The sequence below is a fragment of the Arthrobacter sp. FW306-06-A genome, assembly GCF_021870055.1.
Taxonomy (GTDB): Bacteria; Actinomycetota; Actinomycetes; order Actinomycetales; family Micrococcaceae; genus Arthrobacter.
In genome coordinates, this window is the sequence record NZ_CP084552.1 from 3,839,737 (window position 1) to 3,857,933 (window position 18,197).

The 18,197-nt window shown below is 65.8% G+C and carries 18 protein-coding genes and 2 pseudogenes; 12 read left to right on the forward strand and 8 right to left on the reverse strand.

Annotated elements, in window-relative coordinates; all coding sequences use genetic code 11:
• Positions 1 to 119: 119 nt before the first annotated feature.
• Complete coding sequence (locus LFT49_RS17955; RefSeq protein WP_237428959.1) at positions 120 to 2,297, forward strand: transglycosylase domain-containing protein; 2,178 nt, start codon at positions 120 to 122, stop codon at positions 2,295 to 2,297.
• 31 nt (positions 2,298 to 2,328) lie between these two features.
• Here the strand turns inward: LFT49_RS17955 and LFT49_RS17960 are convergent.
• A pseudogene (locus LFT49_RS17960) lies at positions 2,329 to 3,694 on the reverse strand (HNH endonuclease).
• Positions 3,695 to 4,000: 306 nt separating this feature from the next.
• On the opposite strand from LFT49_RS17960, the gene LFT49_RS17965 reads away from it, so the two are divergent.
• Entirely contained in the window at positions 4,001 to 4,594 is a 594-nt protein-coding gene (locus LFT49_RS17965) for a GNAT family N-acetyltransferase (RefSeq protein WP_272912524.1), read from the forward strand.
• Here LFT49_RS17965 and LFT49_RS17970 read toward each other — a convergent pair.
• The 3 genes from LFT49_RS17970 to LFT49_RS17980 all read right to left on the reverse strand — a co-directional run bounded on the left by LFT49_RS17970 (position 4,591) and on the right by LFT49_RS17980 (position 6,183).
• Positions 4,591 to 5,184: a J-domain-containing protein gene (locus tag LFT49_RS17970; RefSeq protein ID WP_236799667.1), complete on the reverse strand. Its 594-nt coding sequence runs from the start codon at positions 5,182 to 5,184 to the stop codon at positions 4,591 to 4,593. The genes LFT49_RS17965 and LFT49_RS17970 overlap by 4 nt on opposite strands.
• Before the next feature lie 156 nt (positions 5,185 to 5,340).
• A complete protein-coding gene (locus tag LFT49_RS17975) occupies positions 5,341 to 5,838 on the reverse strand; it encodes an SRPBCC family protein (RefSeq protein ID WP_237428961.1) in 498 nt (165 codons plus the stop codon).
• 12 nt (positions 5,839 to 5,850) lie between these two features.
• Positions 5,851 to 6,183: an ArsR/SmtB family transcription factor gene (locus LFT49_RS17980; protein ID WP_236799669.1), complete on the reverse strand. Its 333-nt coding sequence runs from the start codon at positions 6,181 to 6,183 to the stop codon at positions 5,851 to 5,853.
• A gap of 104 nt (positions 6,184 to 6,287) precedes the next feature.
• Between LFT49_RS17980 and LFT49_RS17985 the strand changes: the two genes are divergently transcribed.
• The gene (locus tag LFT49_RS17985; RefSeq protein ID WP_236799670.1) at positions 6,288 to 7,019 is read left to right on the forward strand and encodes a Type 1 glutamine amidotransferase-like domain-containing protein; all 732 of its coding nucleotides are present in this window, start codon (positions 6,288 to 6,290) and stop codon (positions 7,017 to 7,019) included.
• A gap of 54 nt (positions 7,020 to 7,073) precedes the next feature.
• Here LFT49_RS17985 and LFT49_RS17990 read toward each other — a convergent pair whose 3' ends face one another.
• Positions 7,074 to 7,808, reverse strand: a complete 735-nt coding sequence (locus LFT49_RS17990; RefSeq protein ID WP_236799671.1) for a GAF and ANTAR domain-containing protein — start codon at positions 7,806 to 7,808, stop codon at positions 7,074 to 7,076.
• Positions 7,809 to 8,189: 381 nt separating this feature from the next.
• Between LFT49_RS17990 and LFT49_RS17995 the strand changes: the two genes are divergently transcribed.
• The 5 genes from LFT49_RS17995 to LFT49_RS18015 all read left to right on the forward strand — a co-directional run bounded on the left by LFT49_RS17995 (position 8,190) and on the right by LFT49_RS18015 (position 11,384).
• Positions 8,190 to 8,441 carry a hypothetical protein gene (locus tag LFT49_RS17995; protein ID WP_236799672.1) on the forward strand — a complete coding sequence of 84 codons (252 nt, stop codon included), beginning with the start codon at positions 8,190 to 8,192 and terminating at the stop codon, positions 8,439 to 8,441.
• A complete protein-coding gene (locus LFT49_RS18000; protein WP_236799673.1) occupies positions 8,438 to 9,202 on the forward strand; it encodes a GAF and ANTAR domain-containing protein in 765 nt (254 codons plus the stop codon). Before LFT49_RS17995 ends, LFT49_RS18000 begins: the two co-directional genes overlap by 4 nt.
• Before the next feature lie 229 nt (positions 9,203 to 9,431).
• Positions 9,432 to 9,626, forward strand: coding sequence for a hypothetical protein (locus LFT49_RS18005; RefSeq protein ID WP_236799674.1), 195 nt, complete (start codon positions 9,432 to 9,434; stop codon positions 9,624 to 9,626).
• Between the two features lie 175 nt (positions 9,627 to 9,801).
• The gene (locus LFT49_RS18010; protein ID WP_236799675.1) at positions 9,802 to 10,260 is read left to right on the forward strand and encodes an SRPBCC family protein; all 459 of its coding nucleotides are present in this window, start codon (positions 9,802 to 9,804) and stop codon (positions 10,258 to 10,260) included.
• An 86-nt stretch (positions 10,261 to 10,346) separates the two neighbouring features.
• Complete coding sequence (locus LFT49_RS18015; protein WP_236799676.1) at positions 10,347 to 11,384, forward strand: nitronate monooxygenase; 1,038 nt, start codon at positions 10,347 to 10,349, stop codon at positions 11,382 to 11,384.
• A 98-nt stretch (positions 11,385 to 11,482) separates the two neighbouring features.
• On the opposite strand, the gene LFT49_RS18020 is transcribed toward LFT49_RS18015, so the two are convergent.
• Together LFT49_RS18020 and LFT49_RS18025 are read right to left on the reverse strand one after the other, a co-directional pair.
• Positions 11,483 to 12,523: an NAD(P)-dependent alcohol dehydrogenase gene (locus tag LFT49_RS18020; protein ID WP_237428962.1), complete on the reverse strand. Its 1,041-nt coding sequence runs from the start codon at positions 12,521 to 12,523 to the stop codon at positions 11,483 to 11,485.
• Between the two features lie 159 nt (positions 12,524 to 12,682).
• On the reverse strand, positions 12,683 to 13,699 hold the full coding sequence (locus LFT49_RS18025) for a zinc-dependent alcohol dehydrogenase family protein (protein ID WP_236799678.1): 1,017 nt from the start codon (positions 13,697 to 13,699) through the stop codon (positions 12,683 to 12,685).
• A 140-nt stretch (positions 13,700 to 13,839) separates the two neighbouring features.
• Between LFT49_RS18025 and LFT49_RS18030 the strand changes: the two genes are divergently transcribed.
• Complete coding sequence (locus LFT49_RS18030) at positions 13,840 to 14,733, forward strand: helix-turn-helix transcriptional regulator (RefSeq protein ID WP_236799679.1); 894 nt, start codon at positions 13,840 to 13,842, stop codon at positions 14,731 to 14,733.
• Between the two features lie 34 nt (positions 14,734 to 14,767).
• On the opposite strand, the pseudogene LFT49_RS18035 reads toward LFT49_RS18030, so the two are convergent.
• A pseudogene (locus LFT49_RS18035) lies at positions 14,768 to 15,160 on the reverse strand (VOC family protein); the annotation flags it as partial.
• 319 nt (positions 15,161 to 15,479) lie between these two features.
• Between LFT49_RS18035 and LFT49_RS18040 the strand changes: the two are divergent.
• The 3 genes from LFT49_RS18040 to LFT49_RS18050 are packed head-to-tail and all read left to right on the forward strand — an operon-like array spanning position 15,480 to position 18,189.
• On the forward strand, positions 15,480 to 16,601 hold the full coding sequence (locus tag LFT49_RS18040; RefSeq protein ID WP_237428963.1) for an ABC transporter substrate-binding protein: 1,122 nt from the start codon (positions 15,480 to 15,482) through the stop codon (positions 16,599 to 16,601).
• A complete protein-coding gene (locus LFT49_RS18045) occupies positions 16,598 to 17,452 on the forward strand; it encodes an ABC transporter permease (RefSeq protein ID WP_237428964.1) in 855 nt (284 codons plus the stop codon). The genes LFT49_RS18040 and LFT49_RS18045 overlap by 4 nt, the downstream gene beginning before the upstream one ends.
• Positions 17,428 to 18,189, forward strand: coding sequence for an ABC transporter ATP-binding protein (locus LFT49_RS18050; RefSeq protein WP_237428965.1), 762 nt, complete (start codon positions 17,428 to 17,430; stop codon positions 18,187 to 18,189). Before LFT49_RS18045 ends, LFT49_RS18050 begins: the two co-directional genes overlap by 25 nt.
• The last annotated feature ends 8 nt before the right edge of the window (positions 18,190 to 18,197 follow it).

Here is an 18,197-nt window from a genome sequence, read left to right on the forward strand (position 1 = left end):
ATATCGGTAACTATCGCCCGTCAACGCTTTGACGTGACCAAATCCTGACCTTTCCGCACCTGTTTCCGCCTCGTGCAGGAGCGTATTCTGGTCCCACCTTCGAGGGCGAGGGCAGGGGAATGGCGAAGCAGCGGAAGCCTAGGCGCAGGCGCGGTTTGAACGCCACAATGGGTAGGATCCTGGGGTTCCTGGCCGCAAGTGTTATGTGCGGCGTCCTGGTGGCAAGTCTGGTGGTCCCTGCCGTCGCCGCCGCGGGGATGGGGGTCAGTTCCTCCATAGACTTCTTCGAAAAGCTGCCGTCGGACCTCACAGTGCAGCCGCCGTCGCAGGCCACGAAGGTCCTGACTGCCGACGGGCAGCAAATTGCCACGTTCTACGCCGAAAACCGGGTGCAGGTGCCGCTGGACCAGATGTCACCCTTCATCAAGGACGGCATCATCGCGATCGAGGACAGCCGGTTCTATGAGCACGCCGGCGTGGATCCGCAGGGGATACTGCGGGCGCTGGTTTCCAACCTGACCAGAGGCGGCGAGCAGGGCGCATCCACCATCACCCAGCAGTACGTGACCAATGTCCTTAATGAGGCGCAACTCTCCCAGGACCGGCCGGACGCGGTGGTCCTGAACGGGCAAAAGAACCTCGGCGACAAGCTGCGGGAAATGAAGCTTGCCATCACCTTGGAAAAGAAATACTCCAAGGACCAGATCCTTGAGGGCTACCTCAACATCGTGTTCTTCAGCAACAACGCGTACGGCATCGAAGCCGCAGCCCGCCGCCTCTTCAGCACCACTGCGAAGGACCTCACCCTCCCCCAGGCAGCCCTGCTGGCCGGGGTGGTCAACAGCCCCACCCTCTACAACCCGGCCACCAACCCGGCCAAGTCGATCGTGCGGCGGAACCAGGTCCTGGACGAGATGCTGCGGCTGGGGAAGATCTCCCGGACCCAGCACGATGAAGCCGTGGCCACGCCCATCCAGCTGAAGATCAGCCCCCAACAGCAGGGCTGTGCCAATGCCACCATGGCCCCGTACTTCTGCGACTACATCTCCCACCTGATCCTGAACAATCCCGCTTATGGCCCAACGGAAGCTGAACGTGAGCGGCGGCTCTTCCGGGGCGGCCTGACCATCGTCACTACCCTGGACAGCCGGCTCCAGGCTGCCGCCCAGGCCCAGGTGGACGGGACCGCGGGGGCTAACCCGGACCACTGGGCAGCGTCGCTGGTGAGCATCCAACCCGGCAGCGGCAAGATCCTGGCAATGGCCCAAAACACGGTGTTCCTTCCCCAGCCCGGCAAGTTCGATACCAACCTCAACTTCAATGTGGATGCCCGGGACGCGCAGGGGAACGACCTGAATGGTGCCGGCGGGTTCCAGCCGGGATCCACCATGAAGCCCTTCACGTTCGCCGAGTGGCTGAACGAGGGCAAGACGCTCACGGCCGAAGTGGACGCTTCACGCCGGGTGTATCCACTTGGGTTCCCTTGGAGGGACAGCTGCGGAAAGGTGCTTGGGGCCTACAGCACGGCCCAGGCGAACCCGGCCCTTGGCGCGGCCGATGACCTGCAAAATGCCGAAGACGGGTTTTACCGGCCCATGCCCGTGAACTACGGCCTCTACAACTCGATCAACACCGCCACCTTCGCCTCAGCTTCCCAGCTGGATTTCTGCGGCATCCAGAAGATGGTGGACGCGGTTGGCCTGCACAGCGGCCTGGATAGTTCCCCAGTCAACATGCACCAGCTGGGCAATCTGCTCGGCGGCACAGGCGTCGCTCCCCTGACCCTGGCAAACGCCTTCGCCACCTTCGCCACGGACGGCCGGTTCTGCGCCACCATGGCACTGGTTGAGATTAAGGATGCCGCTGGTGCCAAACTGCCTGCCCAGGCCCCGGATTGCCACGACGCCGTCAAACCGGATGTGGCCCGCGGGGTCAACTCTGTTCTGCAGGACGTTTTGAAGAAGGGCTCAGGCGTCTGGATCAACCCCAAAGTGCAGGACAAGCTTCCCACCGCTGCCAAGACCGGTACCTCCAACAACAACGGGTCCACGTGGGTGGTGGGATACACCACCGGCCTGGTGACCGCTTCCTTCTTCGGCGATGCACTGGAAGGACAGAAACGTGCAGGCCAGAACGTGAGCATCAACGGCACCTTCTACCCGCGCCTGGACGGCTACATGATTGCGGGCCCGCAGTGGGCCAACTACATGCTCAAGGTGGCACCGCTCTATCCGGCAGGCCCGTTCGCACCACCTCCCCCTTCGATGATCGGTCCGAACCCGAATTACAAGCCATAGGTTGGGACGCGCCCCTCAGTGCTGCCGTTCCTCACTGTCGGCGAGGCACTGGCCACCGCTTTGGAGGGGCGCAGTAAGCTGCCGATGATCTGGAAGGCACGACGGCGGTCGTGCCCGGTGGACCACAGGTTGCGTTGGGCGGGGTTCCGGGGAGTGGTGGTGCGGTGGAGTGGTAGGTGTGGCCGGTTGGGGTGGTGGTTGCCACGGTGTGGCGGGGGCCGGGGACTGGTTTGGTGGTCCAGCCGGGTGTTTCTTTGGCGTGGTTGCAGGCTTCGCAGAGTCCCTGGCCGTTGCCGGTGGTGGTGGGGCCGCCGCTGTGCCAAGGCCTGATGTGGTCGTGGTGCCTGATCGGAGCGTCGCAGTACGGGGTCCGGCAGGTGTCGTCCCGGACCTGGAGGAAACGCTTCAGCCCCGCCGGGAACAACCGGGCTTTGGAGTCCATCGCCACCAATTCACCTGTGCCGGGGGCGGTGTAGAGCCGGCGGATCCAGAGATTCAGGTTGTGACGGCCGGACGCGTCCACGTTGGCCTCGCCAGCGGCTTCAGGGGTGGCCGGAGAACCAAGGTTGCCGGGGCCGGGGGCTGTTACCGGCATTCGCATTGACGAACCAGCGAGGGCGAGTTCCCTTGCCCATGCCGCCGGGATGATGCCATAACCGGGGAGCCGTGCGGGTTCGGCATCGGCTTGGAGGAGGGTGTGCGGTCATGACGAGCTGGACCTCCACGCCTTTGATCCCGCCGGGGGTCCCGGTGATCCTCTCGACGAGGGTGTCTGCCATGACCTGTACCCGCGACCTCTCATCCCCGCCTGAGCGTGCTGTGTCGGCATCCCGGGCCAGGGCGGCGTAGGCGGCCACCCCCTGGGCGACCGGGAGCAAGGCGGTCAGGCAGGCCATGGTGTCCGGTGCCGGGCGCAGGCTCACACACCGCTCGGCCACGGCCCGGGCTGCCCGCTTCGCGACCGAGGCGGGGTCCCGCCGGTACGCGGCGGCGCGGACGGCGGCGATGATGGACTTGTCGCCCATGCCGTTCAGGGCGCCGGCGTCGGCGGCGAGTTCCTCATCCACCCCGGCCCGGTCCTCGGGGGAGAGGCAAATGGTTTCCTTCACCACCAGAGTGGCCCGCCACTCATTGAGGAGCCCACTCCTGAACGCGGCGGAGGTGTGCGGCATCCCGGTGAGGGTTTTGGCCATTCCCAGCAGCCGGGAGCCCTTCGCGGGGGACTCGCGCCGGGCCAGCGCGATCTGCGCCGCCACCCCGGCACCCTGCTCACCGGCCGGGACCCCGGCGGCAGCCTGCACCTGCCGCTGCTGGAGATCAAACGCCACAGCAAGTTGGGCCTGCTGCGCACCCGCCAGGCACTTCAGGTCTTCCAACCCGCGCATCTGGTCCATCATCCCCGCACCAACCGCAGGGACCGGGACGCGGGCCAACAGGCTCAGGACATCACCCATGGAAGGGGCGGCGGGTTGAACAGCAGGCGGGAACCGACGCCGGTCAGCAGCGGAAAATACCGCAGACAACGGAGGTGATGACTCCGGCAGACCAGCAGCAAACAGCCCCCGAGGTTCTGCCTCCAGTACTCCCGCCGTCCCCACAACCGATTCCATGACCAAAGTTTTCCACCAAGGTGTGACATCGACAGCCACCCAAAACCCCTATGTGGAAAACGCAAAGTCAGCCGTTCCGATTACTCTGGCACGATGGGTGGCGTGACGATCCTGGAGACTGAGCGGCTCATTCTGCGCCCCTGGCATACGGACGACGCGGAATTCGTGCTTGACCTATACTCGCGCTGGGAAGTGCAGCGTTTCATTGGCAACCAGCCCCGCGTCATAGTGGGCATGGGCGATGCTGTGGAACTTATAGGGAAATGGCGCGCACTTGACCACCCCGTCCACGGGATATGGGCTGTCGAGCTCAAGACCCATCCCGGGCTCGCCCGACCGGAGCCCTCCCAGCCCGGGTCGGCAAAGCCCCAGCTCGCCGGAACGTTGCTCCTCAAGTCCATTCCGGCGTCGGGTAGCGAATTGCCGCTCCAGCCCTCGGGCGACACGGAGATCGGATGGCATTTTCACCCGGACCACTGGGGAAAGGGCTACGCTACCGAGACCGCCCGGGTGGTCCTCGACCATGCCTTCGCGCGCGGCCTGCCACGGGTTGTTGCGGTCACCAACCCCGCGAATGCAGCCTCACAGCGGGTGTGCACCAGGATCGGGCTGAGCCACCGGGGGCAGACGGACATGTACTACAACGCCGTATGCGAGCTTTTTGAGGGCATGAACCCGGGCTCCTAGCCGGTTCCCTTCCAGAGCCGCTTCCACCAGGACCGCTCGGGCTCGGGCTCGGCGGGAGCGTCCTCAACGCGCGCGGCCCGCCTGCCACGCCAGCGCTGCACTTCCTCCTCGACGTCGCGGGTCTTGGTGATCACCGGCGGTCCGCCCTGCAGCTGGCGGCGGGCATCGATTACCCGGCGGTTGAAGTCCTGCAAAACGTCCCGGACCTGCTGCTCCGTGTACTGGACGTCCAGCTTTGCATCCAGTTCCGCGTCCTCGGTGCGGAGCAGGATGGCGGCCGGGCCCAGGCCGCTGATGTTCTCGCGCTGGATCAATCCCTTGACCCACCAGTCGGGGTCATAGCTTTCGCCCAGGCCTGGAATCGGCTTGCCCGCGTACTTGAGGTTGTCGAACTTGCCCTGCGCCATGGCGTCCCGGACCAGGTATTCGGCGCGGGCCGCGTCGCTGACCTTCCGGCGCTTCTCCCGCTCCTGCGCGTCGAGGGCATCCAGCGCTGCTTCTTCCTCGGCACTGATGCCGGCGCCGCGGTATGAACGCAGCTCCGACGCCCGCTCCAGCCGCTTCCGGAAATCCCGTGCGCCGCCGCTCATCGCTGCCACCGCCTTCCCTCGCTCAATCCCCACCTTCCAGTATTCAGCGGGCAGCTCGCACGTTCAACGCCCAGGGCGAGCGGACGACGGCGGGACGTGCCGCCGTCGTCCGCTCCACCTGGCGCCGTGGAAAGGTTCCTGGTTGATGCTGTGCAGTCAGGCGTTGGCGTGCTCGGCGAGGATGCTGTCAATCTGTCCGACTGCCTGCTTCATGCCTTCTTCCATACCCATCTGCACCATCTGCTCCAGCTGTTCCTCGGATTCGAAAGTGGACAGGATGGTCATGCGCGTCCGCTCCCCCACTGTTTCCAGCGTCACCGTGGCGTGGGCAGTGCCGTATTCCCCGGTGGGATTGCCGTCATTGTCCGCGAACCCGTCGTCGAACTGCAGCCTGCGCGGTGACTCAATGCTGGTGAACTCCCACCAGCCGTGCGCCTTATCCCCTTCAGGCCCTGTCATGTAGTACTTGGCCTTGCCGCCCGGCACGAAATCATGCAGGTAGAAGGTTGCCGGATAGGTGGGCGGCCCCCACCACCGCTCAAGCTGGCGGGGGTCTTCCCAGAGCTGCCAGACGCGTTCGACTCCGTCGTCAAACTCGGCGACCACGGTAAGGCTCAGGGCCTCAGGATTTTTTTCCGTACTGATGACTGTCATGGCAATGCCGTCCTAACCTTCAGCGAGAATGTCTGCCATCTTGGCGGCGCGCTGCCGCCAGACCTGTTCATATTCGTCGAGCAGCCGCCGGGCCTTTTGCAGTCCTTCATGATTGCCCCGCACGATCTGCTCCCTTCCGCGCTTTTCCTTGGTGACCAGGGATGCGCGCTCCAATACCGCCACATGCTTCTGTACGGCGGCAAAACTCATGGCGTAGAGGGCTGCCAGGCCGGAGATGGAGTACTCGCCGACGGTGACCCGGCGGACAATGTCCCGGCGGGTGGAATCCGCGAACGCCTGGAAGAGGCGATCCACTTCGGTCTCACGGAGCTGATCTACAACCATTTGGTTGTAGATTAGTCCGCCCGCTCACTGGCGTCAATGGGTTTTCTGCGTGGACATGCCCCGCTGCCCGGAGGACGCCAGCCGGTCACGGTATCTTGGGCCGCATGACCATCTTCCTCGCCGGAGCGGGCCCGGATCCGGATGCCTTTCCGGACGTCTTCGACGCGTTTGCAGCTGAAGTCCGGCAGCAGGCCGGGCAGCGCCGGCCCGCCCATGTCGCCGTCGCCGTGCATGGCACGGGGGTCAACCTGCAGGACCTCGTGGCAGCTTACGCGGAACCCCTGCAGGGCCGGATCGACTGCCGGATCGTTGTTGTACCGCTGGCGCCGGGCAAGCCTGCGGATCCGGCCACATTTGATGGAGTCGACGGCGTGGTGGTGGGTGGCGGGCTGACGCCCGGCTACTGGGAATGGCTCCACCCCGCGGCCAGCGCCATTTCCAACCTCGTCACTGCCGGTGTGCCCTACCTGGGTTTTTCCGCCGGGGCGATGATGGCACCGCGCCTGGCACTGATCGGCGGATACCGGATCAATGGGGTAGAGGTCTGCGGGGAGGAGTGTTCAGAAGGCCTGGATTCCGTGGATCTCCGCAAGGGCCTGGGGCTGGTCCCGTTCACAGTGGATGTCCACGCCGCCCAGGCCGGTACGCTGAGCCGGGCACTTGGTGCCGTGGCAGCCGGACTGGCGGAGCGGGCAGTGGCCATCGACGAGAACACAGCAGTGGTGGTGGAATCAGCGGGCGACGTCGACTACAGGGTCATTGGTGCCGGAAACTGCTGGGACATCCGGGGCACCGGCGGCGCGGCCACTTCGGTCTCCGTGCTGAAAGGCGACTGAGCTGACTGGCCCGGTTAAGGCGACGGCCCGGGGCTAATTCCCGGCGCAGCCGGGTTATCCGTCGAAGTGCGTCCTGGCGCTGCTTCCTGACAACTGCTCGATCAGCTCGCTGGCCACATCCCGGAGCTTCCTGTTGCGGTTGCTGGAGACCTTGGTGAGGATCTCCATCGCTTCTTCCTGTGAACACCGGTTCTGCGCCATGATCACCCCGCAGGCCAGGTTGATGGCGGTGCGGCTTTGCATTGCCGCTTCGAGGTCGTCCGCCCTGCTCTGCGCGTTGTTGATACGAACGGAAAGATTCAGGGTGTTGTGGGCGGCAGCGGCGAAGCCAACTGCTTTGTCGTAGACGTCAGCTGTGAACACTCCCGGTTTTGTGGCGAAGAAGTTCAGCGCAGCTCTGGCATCGTCGGTGATCTCCAGCGGCACACCCAAAGTACTGTGCACATTGTACTCAGCCAGCTTCTGGTTCAGCGTTTGCCAGCGCGGATCCCTGTCCACGTCATCAATGATTACCGGGGCCATCTCCCTGAGCGCCCGGACGCAGGGGCCGTCGCCCAACTCCTGCTCGACATGGTCAATTTCGATAGCCCGCGCGCTGCTGCCGGCAGCGGTTGCCGGCCTACGTCGCATTTTCAGCGTGACAGCGCACTCAATCGTGTCCCCGGCAGCTTCAGACACCGCAGCAGCGGCAAGGCTGGACAGTCCCGAAAGGAACTCGACCCCGTTCTCTGAGCCCACCAGAATACTTTGAAGTACCTGTACAGATTCGTGGTCCGATGAACTCAACATTCGCCCAGCTTACTTGAGTTCAAGCGGCCACGGGCGTGCTCCGGCCGGGCGAACCGGAGGTGAACCGGAGGCGAATAAGTTCCTGTATCAGAAATCCGCCAGGGCGCGTAGTGTCAAAGGTAGGAGATTTCGGGATTGCGCGCAGGTCCAGGGGTTGAATGTACGGGCCGTCCGCGCCAAGAGCGGCGGCCGCCAGCCGGGGCCTAAACCTTCAGGCGTAATCAGGGATTGAGGCCTTATGGCCAGCTACCATCCACCAGCAGCCCGTGAGGGGTTCCCGGAGCTTCTGCCCCAAGATTCCTTTATCCGCTGCGGCGCCCCGCTGCGCCAGGCCCCGCCAAAGGTGGTGCCAGTGGCCGCTTCAGCAAACGGAGGCCGGCCATGAACGCCGACTGGACCGGCGGCCCGGACAACCTGCTGGAAGCAGACGAACAGCGCCGGGCAGTGGCACAGCGTTTCCACCAGGGTGAGGTCCCCCTGGTCAAGCTGTGGACGTACTATTTCGGCCTCGGCGGAGATGCCGACGAGATGTCACTGGATGCGTACCTCAATGAGGCGCTGCACCTCCCGGCTGCCCAGGTGGGACTGATCACCACGGCCATGACGGAATTAAGCGCAAATGAGGACGAATGAGCGCCGACGAGGGTCCCTTCCGGGAAACTGATGGCTTGGCCGCAGCTGAACCGGAAGTTTCGCTGCAGCGGCTGGTCCTGGAAAACCCCAGCATCAAGGGCTTCCTCGGGGAACTGGCCATCCTGGCTTCGGCGCGGCTGTCCGCCCCGGGCAACACCATCCACAGCGGGGTCACCGTCCTCCGGCGCAAGAAGCCGGAGGCAGTAGCTTCCAGTGATGCTGCAGCCAAGGCCCTCGATGAGCTGCAAAACGGGTTTGGCGAGGGGCCGTGCCTCACCGCGCTCCGGCACAAGACCACGCTCCTTGTGCCGGACCTGGCCGCCGAAACCCGTTGGGGTCCCTATGTACGGACTGCGATGCAGCACGGCGTGTACTCCATCCTTGCCGTTCCCCTGGACTTGGCCGGGGACGCCGAGTCGGTGCTCAATCTGTACTCAGGCCGCAGCAACGGGTTCTCATCGCAGGACATCGCCCTTGTGGAGTCATTTGCCGGCCAGGCGGCGAGTTCGTTGCGGCTGATTTTGCGGATCACCCAGCTCAGTGATGCGAGGAATGACCTTGCAGCGGCCATGCAGTCCCGCACCGTGATCGACATGGCAGTGGGCGCCATCATGGCCGAGAACCGATGCGACCGGGACACGGCCTTCAACATCCTGACCAGGGCCTCGAGCACCAGGAACGTCAAGCTCCGCGATGTTGCCGCGATGGTCATCGCTTCCATCTCGGGGGAAGAACGCATCACCACCCACTTCGAGGAATAGAAGCTGTGGCGCGGCTCACACGTGATGAGAAACACTCGCAATAACTGTGCCGTCCGGTTGAGTCTCGCCTTTCGGCATGGGCACTATGGATGGGCAGGGCGGGAACCATCCGCCCTTGACATCCTGGTGACGCAACGAGGCCCACCGGTGAGCACAGGCCACCGACCCTCCGAGCGCGGACAGGCCACCGCCGGCAGACAACCGGCTAGACACAGGAAAGTACTGAACAATGACGTTTATCACTGCCGAATCCGTGACGCTTAAGATCTGGGACCGGGCGTCGCTCCACGAGACCCTTGATTCCGCGGTCTCCGACCTCTCTTCCCGTCACAACACCACCACGTGCCGCATTGCAGTCCACTGCAGCGGACCGAACACCTTCACGCTGAGCGTGCGCGGGGACGAGCCGGCACTGGCGCTGTAAGCAGCCCCAAACAGAGGACGCGGACGACGGCGGGACCCACCCGCCGTCGTCCGCGTCCTTTTTGCTGCCGGCGCCCAAGGGCCCCCTCGGGGCTTTGGCCCCTGTTTGGCCCGGCAGGCTGCCGATAGCGTCTGCTCATCACCAACTATCCGGCCGCGAGCACGAGGAGATTCCCATGGGCCATATCAAGGTGAGCACGCCGATCAACGCATCGGTGGACCGCGTCGTCGAGGTTGCGTCGGACCCGAAGCACTGGGCGTCGTGGTGGGTCAACCTCGGTGAGGCGGAGAAGATTGAGGGCGACGGCGGTGTGGGAACCGTCGTCGAGCACAGGTACCTCATGGCGGGTGTCCCGTTCCACGTGACCACCCGCGTGACCGGCAGGGAGCAGACTCCGAACGGTGGACAGAGACTGCGGCTGGAGTTCGATGGCCCGCTCAAGGGCTGGCAAACGTGGGACTACACCCCGGATGGAGACAACACCACCGTGGTGACCGCGGAGTTCGACTACAACGTCCCGGCCAGCGCCGTGGGGAAGTTCGCTGATGAACTGATCATTGAGCGCATGCAGGAACGGGCGCGCCAACAGACCCTCGAGAACCTCAAGCTCCTGGTTGAAGCCGGCCAAAGCTGATCGTGGCGACAGGCCCCTGCCTCGTCGAACGAAAGCGCGTACCGGCGTAGCATTCGTCAGGTACGCGCAGACGATTGGGAGGGCAGATGGACACGCAGCACCACGGCCAAAGGTTCAGTCTCAAGTCATTGGCGCTGCCCGTCGTCCAGGCCCCGATGGCCGGCGGACCCTCCACAGCCCAATTGGCGGCTGCGGTGAGCTCCGCCGGCGGGCTCGGCTTCCTTGGGGCGGGCTACAAGAGTGCCGCGGCCATGCGTGCAGAGATCGAAGCAGTCAGGTCGCTCACAACGCACCCTTTCGGTGTCAACCTCTTTGTCCCCCAGCCCTCGGTCATCAGCCCCGAAGCCCTGCAGCAGTACGCCGATTCGCTGGCGGCTGACGCTGAGCGGTTTGGTGTCAGCCTGGGAGAGCCCAAGCACGACGATGACGACTGGGACCAAAAGCTCCAAGTACTCCTGGAGCTCGCACCGGCCGTGGTCTCATTCACTTTCGATTTCCCCGAATCCAGTGTGGTGGAGGAACTCCGGAAGCGCGGGATGTACGTGATAGCCACGGTCACGGGCCGTGAAGAGGCGCTTCGGGCGCTGGCGGCAGGCGCCGACGCCTTGTGCGTGCAGGGCCCCGAGGCCGGCGGCCACCGTGGCACATTCAAGGCCGACGCGCCTCCCCCGCTGGTGCCCCTGCACGGGATTCTGGGCGAGCTGTCCGACCTTGAGGTGCCGCTCATTGCCGCCGGCGGCATCGCCACTGCGGAGCACACCCGTGCCGCACTCGCCGTCGGTGCCGCGGCGGTCCAGGCCGGCACCGCTTTCCTCTGCGCGGACGAAGCCGGAACCAAGGCCACCCACCGGGCCGCATTGACGTCGTCGCACCGTTTCACCACCACGGCCGTCACCCGGGTCTTCTCCGGCCGCAACGCCAGGGGCCTGCACAACGAGTTCATGCGCCGCCATGATGGCGACGCCCCCTACGGCTATCCCGAGATCCACCACCTCACCACTCCCCTGCGCGCCGCGGCTGCGGCGGCAGGGGAACCGGACTGGCTGAATCTGTGGGCCGGCATCAATTACCGGAACGTCGTGGAGGGCCCGGCGGCGTCAATCCTGAAGAGCCTCGCGCCGTAAGCCCTGCCGAAAGGCTTGGCCCGCCGTCGTCCGCTCTTTAAAGCACGACGGCGGGCCCGCCCCTTTTGGGAGCCGGCCCGCCATGCGTCCGTGGTGCCTTAGAGGGTGGCGGTGTCGATCACGAACCGGTACCGGACGTCCGAGGCAAGGACGCGCTCGTAGGCTTCGTTGATCTTTTCGGCCGGGATGACCTCGATCTCAGCGCCCAGGCCGTGCTCGGCGCAGAAGTTGAGCATCTCCTGGGTTTCACGGATGCCGCCGATCATGGAACCGGCGAAGGAACGCCGGCCGCCGATCAATGCGAAGGCGTTGACGGGGAGCGGCTCGGCGGGAGCGCCGACGTTCACCAGGGCGCCGTCGAGCTTCAGCAGGCCAAGGTAGGAGCTGATGTCAATGGAGGCGCTGACGGTGTTGATGATCAGGTCGAAGGAGCCGGCGAGCTCGGAGAAGGTGTTCTCGTCGCTGGTGGCGTAGTAGTGGTCAGCGCCCAGCTTCAGGCCGTCTTCCTGCTTCTTCAGGGACTGCGACAGGACCGTCACCTCGGCGCCCATGGCGTGGGCGAGCTTGACGGCCATGTGGCCCAGCCCGCCAAGGCCGACGACGGCAACGTTCTTGCCGGGGCCGGCACCCCAGTGGCGCAGGGGTGAGAACGTGGTGATGCCGGCGCACAGCAGCGGTGCGGCGACGTCGAGGTCGATGCCCTCGGGGATGGTCACGACGAAGTCCTCGGTCACCACGACGTGGGTGGAGTAGCCGCCCTGGGTGATGGTGCCATCGCGGTCAACGGCGCCGTAGGTGCCAACGTTGCCCTTGAGGCAGTACTGTTCCTCGCCCTTTTGGCAGTTGACGCACTCCCGGCAAGAGTTGACCATGCAGCCAACACCAACGCGGTCGCCTACCTTGTGCTTGGTCACCTCGGAGCCGACCTCGGTGACGATGCCGGCGATTTCGTGGCCGGGGACCAGGGGGTACTGCTGCGGGCCCCAGTCACCGCGGACGGTGTGGATGTCCGAGTGGCAGATGCCGGCGAACTTGATGTCGATCAGGACATCGTGAGGACCCACTTCGCGGCGCTCGATGGTGGTTGCCACCAGGTCCTCCATGGCGGACGGGGATGCATAAGCCTTGACGGTAGTCATGGTTCTCCTGTGATCTGTTGGGGGACTTCTAAATGCTACCGGGGTTGTTCGGAGCAAACCCCGGAAATGGGCGGGCAAGGGTGGCCCTGTTGTGCCTGGTCTTCTGAGTCCTACCTTTGGCGGAAGTGGTGGGACGCGGACTTCATTCGGACTAACTCGTCACGGGCGGAGGAGCACCTTGATGGCGCGGCGTTCATCCATGGCCTTGTACCCCTCTGCGGCCCGGTCAAGCGGGAGCTCGAGGTCGAACACCTTTCCAGGGTTGATCCCACCGCCCAGGATCAGGTCGATCAGCTCGGGCAGGTACTGCCGGACGGGAGCGGGGCCGCCGTGCAGGTGCACGAGCGAGGAGAACAGGTCCCGGCCGGGCAGCGCCACATCGTGGGATACTCCAACGAACCCCACGTGGCCTCCGGCGCGGGTGGCGTGGATGGCTTGCATCATCGATTCCTGCGTGCCCACGGCCTCGATGACGGAGTGCGCACCGAGCCCATCCGTGAACTCCTTGATCTTCTGCACGCCTGCGTCCCCCCGCTCCTCCACGATGTCGGTGGCGCCAAACTCCCGGGCCAGGGCCTGCCGGTCCGCGTGCCGGGACATGGCGATGATCCGTTCGGCACCCATCTGCTTCGCCGCGAGGACGCCCAGAAGTCCCACGGCCCCGTCGCCCACTACCGCCACGGTCTTGCCGGGTCCCGCCTCGGCTGCCTTGGCTGCAAACCATCCGGTTCCCAACACATCGGAGGCGGCCAGCAGCGACGGAACCTTCCCGGCGTCGGGCGTTCCCGGGGTGGCCACCAGGGTGCCGTCCGCCAGCGGGACGCGCAGGTACTCGGCCTGGGCGCCGCCTACGCCCTGCCGGTGGACACAGCCGCTCTGGTAGCCGGAGCGGCAGATTTCGCAGGTGTTGTCCGAGGCAAAGAAGGAGCCGACGACGAACTGGCCCGGCTGCACATTCTTCACATCCGCGCCCACCTCTTCGACGATCCCCACGTACTCGTGGCCCATGGGCCTTGGTTCGTGCAGCGTGTCGGCGCCGCGGTAGGGCCACAGGTCCGACCCGCAGACGCAGGCGGCAACAACCTTGATCACGGCATCCGTGGGCTGCTGGATGGCGGGCTTGTCCCGGTCCTCGACGCGGACGTCGCCGGGGGCGTGCATGATGGTTGCGCGCATGCTGGCTCCTCCAAAGGGTGAAAGGCTGAAAGCGGACACTCCCATCAAACCCGGCGTGGGAACCGTTTGCGAGGGCCCTGCTGAAACTGGTTCTGGCAGAACCTCCTTAGCGCCGCCGCAGGCGCCGTAACGTGTTCCATATGGATAACCGAGCCGAGGTCCGACAGTTCCTGTCCTCACGCCGTGGACGCATCACCCCGGAGCAGGCAGGCATCGAACCGTATGGTGGCCGGCGGCGGGTGCCGGGGCTGCGGCGCGAGGAGGTGGCGCGGCTGGCCGGTGTCAGCGTGGACTACTACACGCGCTTGGAACGGGGAAACCTCAGCGGTGTTTCGGACAGCGTCCTGGATGCCATTGCCGGCGCCCTGGAACTGGACCGCGCCGAGCACGACCACCTCTACGACCTTGCCCGCGCGGCCAACACATCGGGCCGCAAGCGGGCGGCGAGCGCGGGTGCCGCGTCCCCGTCAAAGGTTCGGCCGGAGCTGCAGTACCTCCTGGACGCCATCACGGACGCGCCGGCCTTCATCGGCAACAACCGGCTGGACATCGTGGCCGCCAACACCCTGGGCTACGCCCTCTATTCGGACATGTACCGCAATCCGTCCCGGCCGGCCAACCACTCCCGGTTCATCTTCCTGGATCCGCGCGCCCACAATTTCTACACGGACTGGGACCGGGCGGCTAACACCAACGTGGCCATCCTCCGCCGCGAGGCCGGCCGCAACCCGCATGACAAGGGCATCGCCGAACTGATTGGGGAGCTGTCCATGCGCAGCGACGAGTTCCGCACCCTGTGGGCCGCCCACAACGTCCGCCGCCACTACGCCGGGACCAAGTTCTTCCAGCACCCCGTGGTGGGCCTTCTTGAGCTGAACTACCAGGTCCTGGGGCTGGAAGAGGACCCCGGACATACCCTTACGGTCTACCCGGCCACACCCGGAAGCCCGTCCGCTGAGGCCCTGAAGCTCCTGGCGTCGTGGGCGGTCACTGAAAACATTGTGGAAACGGCGCAGGCAAAGGTGGGCAGCTAGGAACTTGCCCCGGCCCGCAGCCCTTGGGCTGGCACTAAGCGTCGGCGCCGGGCTCATAGCCAATGAGCCAGTGGAGCCCGTAGCGGTCGATGACCTGGCCATCAGAGGCGCCCCAGGGCTTGGCCGCAAGAGGGTCAACCACCCGGCCGCCAAGGCTGAGTTTGTTGAACCAGTCGTGGAGAACTGCAGGCTCAGCGGTACCGAGCAAGGAGAGCATTAGGCCTTCAAACCGGGCGCTCGTCCCGCCCGGAGGCGTGTCCGACCCCGCCAAGGCAACAACGCCGCTGAGTTCGCCGTGCGCTATCGCATCTGAGGCACCATCCGTCCGGCCGAACTCCGCATTTGTGTGGAGGGTAAGCTCACCACCGAAAACGGACGCATAGAATCCGAGTGCCTCACGCGCCGTGCCGGGAAAGCTGACGTAGAGTCACGTGAGCCCCGGTTGCGGTTTATGGCGCCGGGTTGCCCCGATTGTCCTCGTTGGTCCCAATTTGTCTTCCGCATGGCGCCATAAGTAGTGCCGTTTCGCCGCGTTTAGCGTCCGTTGCGTGACGCTGGCCAATGCCCGGCGGGCCGTGTTTAGGTGTTGTCACGGCACCGGCCAGGCCGCATGCAGCACCACGAAGCACCACCCACAAGCTCGCGCACCCCGCCGTTCAAGGCGGACCCACTCACCTTGCACGTCCACCCGGGCACACATCCCGGGTCTCGTCGTCGTACCCGGAATCTTTCCCGAAAGGAACACCATGTCCTTCCCGTCATCCCCGCCGCCCCGCTCCCGCCAACAAGCCCCGTCCTTCACCCGCCGCCGCGCCCTGGTGGCTCTCCTGGCGGTCCCCGGCGCCGGCTTGCTGGCTGCCTGCGGGGGAACGGCAACCGCAGGCAGCCAGCGCATCAGCCAAAGCGCCCTGGAACCATTGGCCGCCTCAGTGCCCGCGGGGACCAGCATCAAGGTGGGCGATCCCAGCATCAAGGTCGCACTGGAACTGTCCGGCCTGATCAAGGACCTTGACGGCTTCACCGTGGAGTTCGCCAACATCTCCGGCGGTCCGCAAACCACCGAAGCTTTCCGGGCCAACGCCCTGGACGTGGGCTCCGTGGCGGATATTCCGCCCATCCACGCCACCTGGACCGGATTGGACGTGCGCGTCATCGCGGCCGGCTACCGGCCGGATGCGGTGAACCACCCCATCTACGAACTCGGCGTGGCACCGGGAGCGGGCATCAGCCGGCTTGAGGACCTGCGCGGCAAAAAGGTGGCCTACAGCCCGGGCCAGGCGCAGGGTGCCCTGGTCCTGCGGATCCTGGACAAGGCCGGGCTCAAACAGGAGGACGTCAAGCTGGTGGAACTGCCCAGCACCGGGGACGCCTACGCCACCGCCTTGGCCAGCAAGCAGGTGGACGCGGCTCCGTTGGGCGGCGTGCAGATCAAGCGGTACCTGGCCAAATACAGGGCCGACGGCGCCACCACCCTCCGCCACGGCCTTCGGGATGATCCCAGCCTCCTCTATTCCCCCGCCAAGGTCCTGGCCGATCCCGCGAAGGCGGCAGCCCTTGCCGCGTATGCGAAGATGTGGGGCAAGGCGCAGCGCTGGATCGAGGACCACCCGGCCGAGTGGCTGGAGGGCTACTACGTCAAGGACCAGGGCCTGTCCCGGGAGGACGGCCAGTACCTGATCGACGCAACGGGCAAGCGCGACCTGCCCACCTCGTGGACCGACGCGATCGAACGGCATCAGGAAACCGTCGATCTCCTGTCCCGCGAGCAGAAGAAGCCACAACTGAAGGCAGCAGACCTCTATGACACCCGTTTCGAGTCCATTGCCGGCACTGCGTTTGCTTCCGCCGGAAAGGCAGGTGCGGCATGAGCGCCGTACTGGAGCGCACCAGCGTGGCACCGCACCAGGACCCGGTGCTGTCCGGGCGGAAGGACGTCCGGCCCGCGGCCAAGAAGCTGGGGCCCGGACGACGACGGCGGCTCGCCTGGGCGGGTCCGTCCGTTTTGCTGCTGCTCTGGACAGTCTCTTCCGCCACGGGGCTCCTTGACCCCAGGATCCTGTCCGAACCCTGGACTGTGGTGGCCACCGCCGGTGAACTGATCGCGGACGGCAGGCGGCAGGAAAACCTGGCCATCTCCGCCCAGCGCGCCGGCCTGGGCTTGTTCTTCGGCATCCTGGTGGGCGCCGCCCTGGCGCTCCTGTCCGGACTGAGCCGGGTGGGTGAGGCGCTCATCGACGGGCCGGTGCAGATCAAGCGCGCCATCCCGGGCCTGGCCCTGATCCCGCTGCTCATCCTCTGGTTCGGCATCGACGAAACCATGAAGGTCCTCACCATCACCCTCGGCGTCTTCGTCCCGGTCTACCTGCAGACCCACGCAGGGCTGCGCGGGATCGACCTGCGCTTCGTGGAGCTCGCCCAGACGGTGGGCCTGAGCCGGGCCGGCTTCATCCGCAAGGTGGTCCTCCCCGGCGCGCTTCCCGGGTTCTTCCTGGGCCTCCGCTTCGCGGTCACCGGCGCCTGGGTGTCCCTGGTGGTGGTGGAACAGATCAATGCCACCAGCGGGATCGGCTACATGATGGAGCTCGCCCGCACCTACGGCCAAACAAACATCATCGTCCTGGGCCTGGCCGTCTACGGCATCCTTGGCCTGCTCTCCGACGGCATTGTCCGCTTCATAGAACGAAAGGCCCTTTCATGGCAGCGCACCCTGGCGGGCTGACCACCGCCTCCGCAGTTTCCGTCCGGGACCTCATCCGCGGTTTCGGCTCGAAAGGCGTTCTGAACGGGGTGGACCTGGACATCGACCCGGGCGAATTCGTGGCCCTCCTTGGCCCCAGCGGCTGCGGCAAGAGCACCCTGCTGCGCGCCCTCGCCGGGCTGGATCACGACGTCCGCGGCAGCGGCGTGATCAGCGTGCCTGAGCGCGTCTCCGTGGTCTTCCAGGACTCCCGGCTGCTGCCCTGGGACACCGTGCTGGGCAACGTCACCCTGGGTATCCGGGAGCACGACGCCGAGGCCCAGGGCCGCAAGGCCCTCGCCGAGGTGGGACTCGCCGGGCGGGAAAAGGCCTGGCCGCACCAGCTTTCCGGCGGCGAGCAGCAGCGCGTGGCGCTGGCGCGGTCCCTGGTCCGCGAACCGCAGCTGCTGCTGGCCGACGAACCCTTCGGCGCCCTTGACGCGCTGACCCGGATCAAGATGCACGGCCTGCTCCAGGACCTGGTGGCCGCACACCGGCCCGCCGTTCTGCTGGTCACCCACGATGTGGACGAGGCCATCGCGCTGGCCGACCGGATCGTGGTCCTGGACCACGGCCGCATCGCCACCGTCCGCCCGGTGTCGCCGGAAATCCGCTCTTCCGCGGACGCCGCAGGGCATGAAGCCCTCCGCCGCGACCTCCTCACCGCGCTGGGCGTCGAGCCCGCGCACACCCCCGAACCGGCCGCCGTCGGCCGCTGATAGCTGAA

Excerpts from the sequence above, each read along its gene's own strand:
- LFT49_RS17955 (WP_237428959.1), top strand. The coding sequence starts at position 120 with ATGGCGAAGCAGCGGAAGCCTAGGCGCAGGCGCGGTTTGAACGCCACA.
- LFT49_RS17965 (WP_272912524.1), top strand. The coding sequence starts at position 4,001 with ATGGGTGGCGTGACGATCCTGGAGACTGAGCGGCTCATTCTGCGCCCC.
- LFT49_RS17970 (WP_236799667.1), bottom strand. The coding sequence starts at position 5,184 with ATGAGCGGCGGCGCACGGGATTTCCGGAAGCGGCTGGAGCGGGCGTCG.
- LFT49_RS17975 (WP_237428961.1), bottom strand. The coding sequence starts at position 5,838 with ATGACAGTCATCAGTACGGAAAAAAATCCTGAGGCCCTGAGCCTTACC.
- LFT49_RS17980 (WP_236799669.1), bottom strand. The coding sequence starts at position 6,183 with ATGGTTGTAGATCAGCTCCGTGAGACCGAAGTGGATCGCCTCTTCCAG.
- LFT49_RS17985 (WP_236799670.1), top strand. The coding sequence starts at position 6,288 with ATGACCATCTTCCTCGCCGGAGCGGGCCCGGATCCGGATGCCTTTCCG.
- LFT49_RS17990 (WP_236799671.1), bottom strand. The coding sequence starts at position 7,808 with ATGTTGAGTTCATCGGACCACGAATCTGTACAGGTACTTCAAAGTATT.
- LFT49_RS17995 (WP_236799672.1), top strand. The coding sequence starts at position 8,190 with ATGAACGCCGACTGGACCGGCGGCCCGGACAACCTGCTGGAAGCAGAC.
- LFT49_RS18000 (WP_236799673.1), top strand. The coding sequence starts at position 8,438 with ATGAGCGCCGACGAGGGTCCCTTCCGGGAAACTGATGGCTTGGCCGCA.
- LFT49_RS18005 (WP_236799674.1), top strand. The coding sequence starts at position 9,432 with ATGACGTTTATCACTGCCGAATCCGTGACGCTTAAGATCTGGGACCGG.
- LFT49_RS18010 (WP_236799675.1), top strand. The coding sequence starts at position 9,802 with ATGGGCCATATCAAGGTGAGCACGCCGATCAACGCATCGGTGGACCGC.
- LFT49_RS18015 (WP_236799676.1), top strand. The coding sequence starts at position 10,347 with ATGGACACGCAGCACCACGGCCAAAGGTTCAGTCTCAAGTCATTGGCG.
- LFT49_RS18020 (WP_237428962.1), bottom strand. The coding sequence starts at position 12,523 with ATGACTACCGTCAAGGCTTATGCATCCCCGTCCGCCATGGAGGACCTG.
- LFT49_RS18025 (WP_236799678.1), bottom strand. The coding sequence starts at position 13,699 with ATGCGCGCAACCATCATGCACGCCCCCGGCGACGTCCGCGTCGAGGAC.
- LFT49_RS18030 (WP_236799679.1), top strand. The coding sequence starts at position 13,840 with ATGGATAACCGAGCCGAGGTCCGACAGTTCCTGTCCTCACGCCGTGGA.
- LFT49_RS18040 (WP_237428963.1), top strand. The coding sequence starts at position 15,480 with ATGTCCTTCCCGTCATCCCCGCCGCCCCGCTCCCGCCAACAAGCCCCG.
- LFT49_RS18045 (WP_237428964.1), top strand. The coding sequence starts at position 16,598 with ATGAGCGCCGTACTGGAGCGCACCAGCGTGGCACCGCACCAGGACCCG.
- LFT49_RS18050 (WP_237428965.1), top strand. The coding sequence starts at position 17,428 with ATGGCAGCGCACCCTGGCGGGCTGACCACCGCCTCCGCAGTTTCCGTC.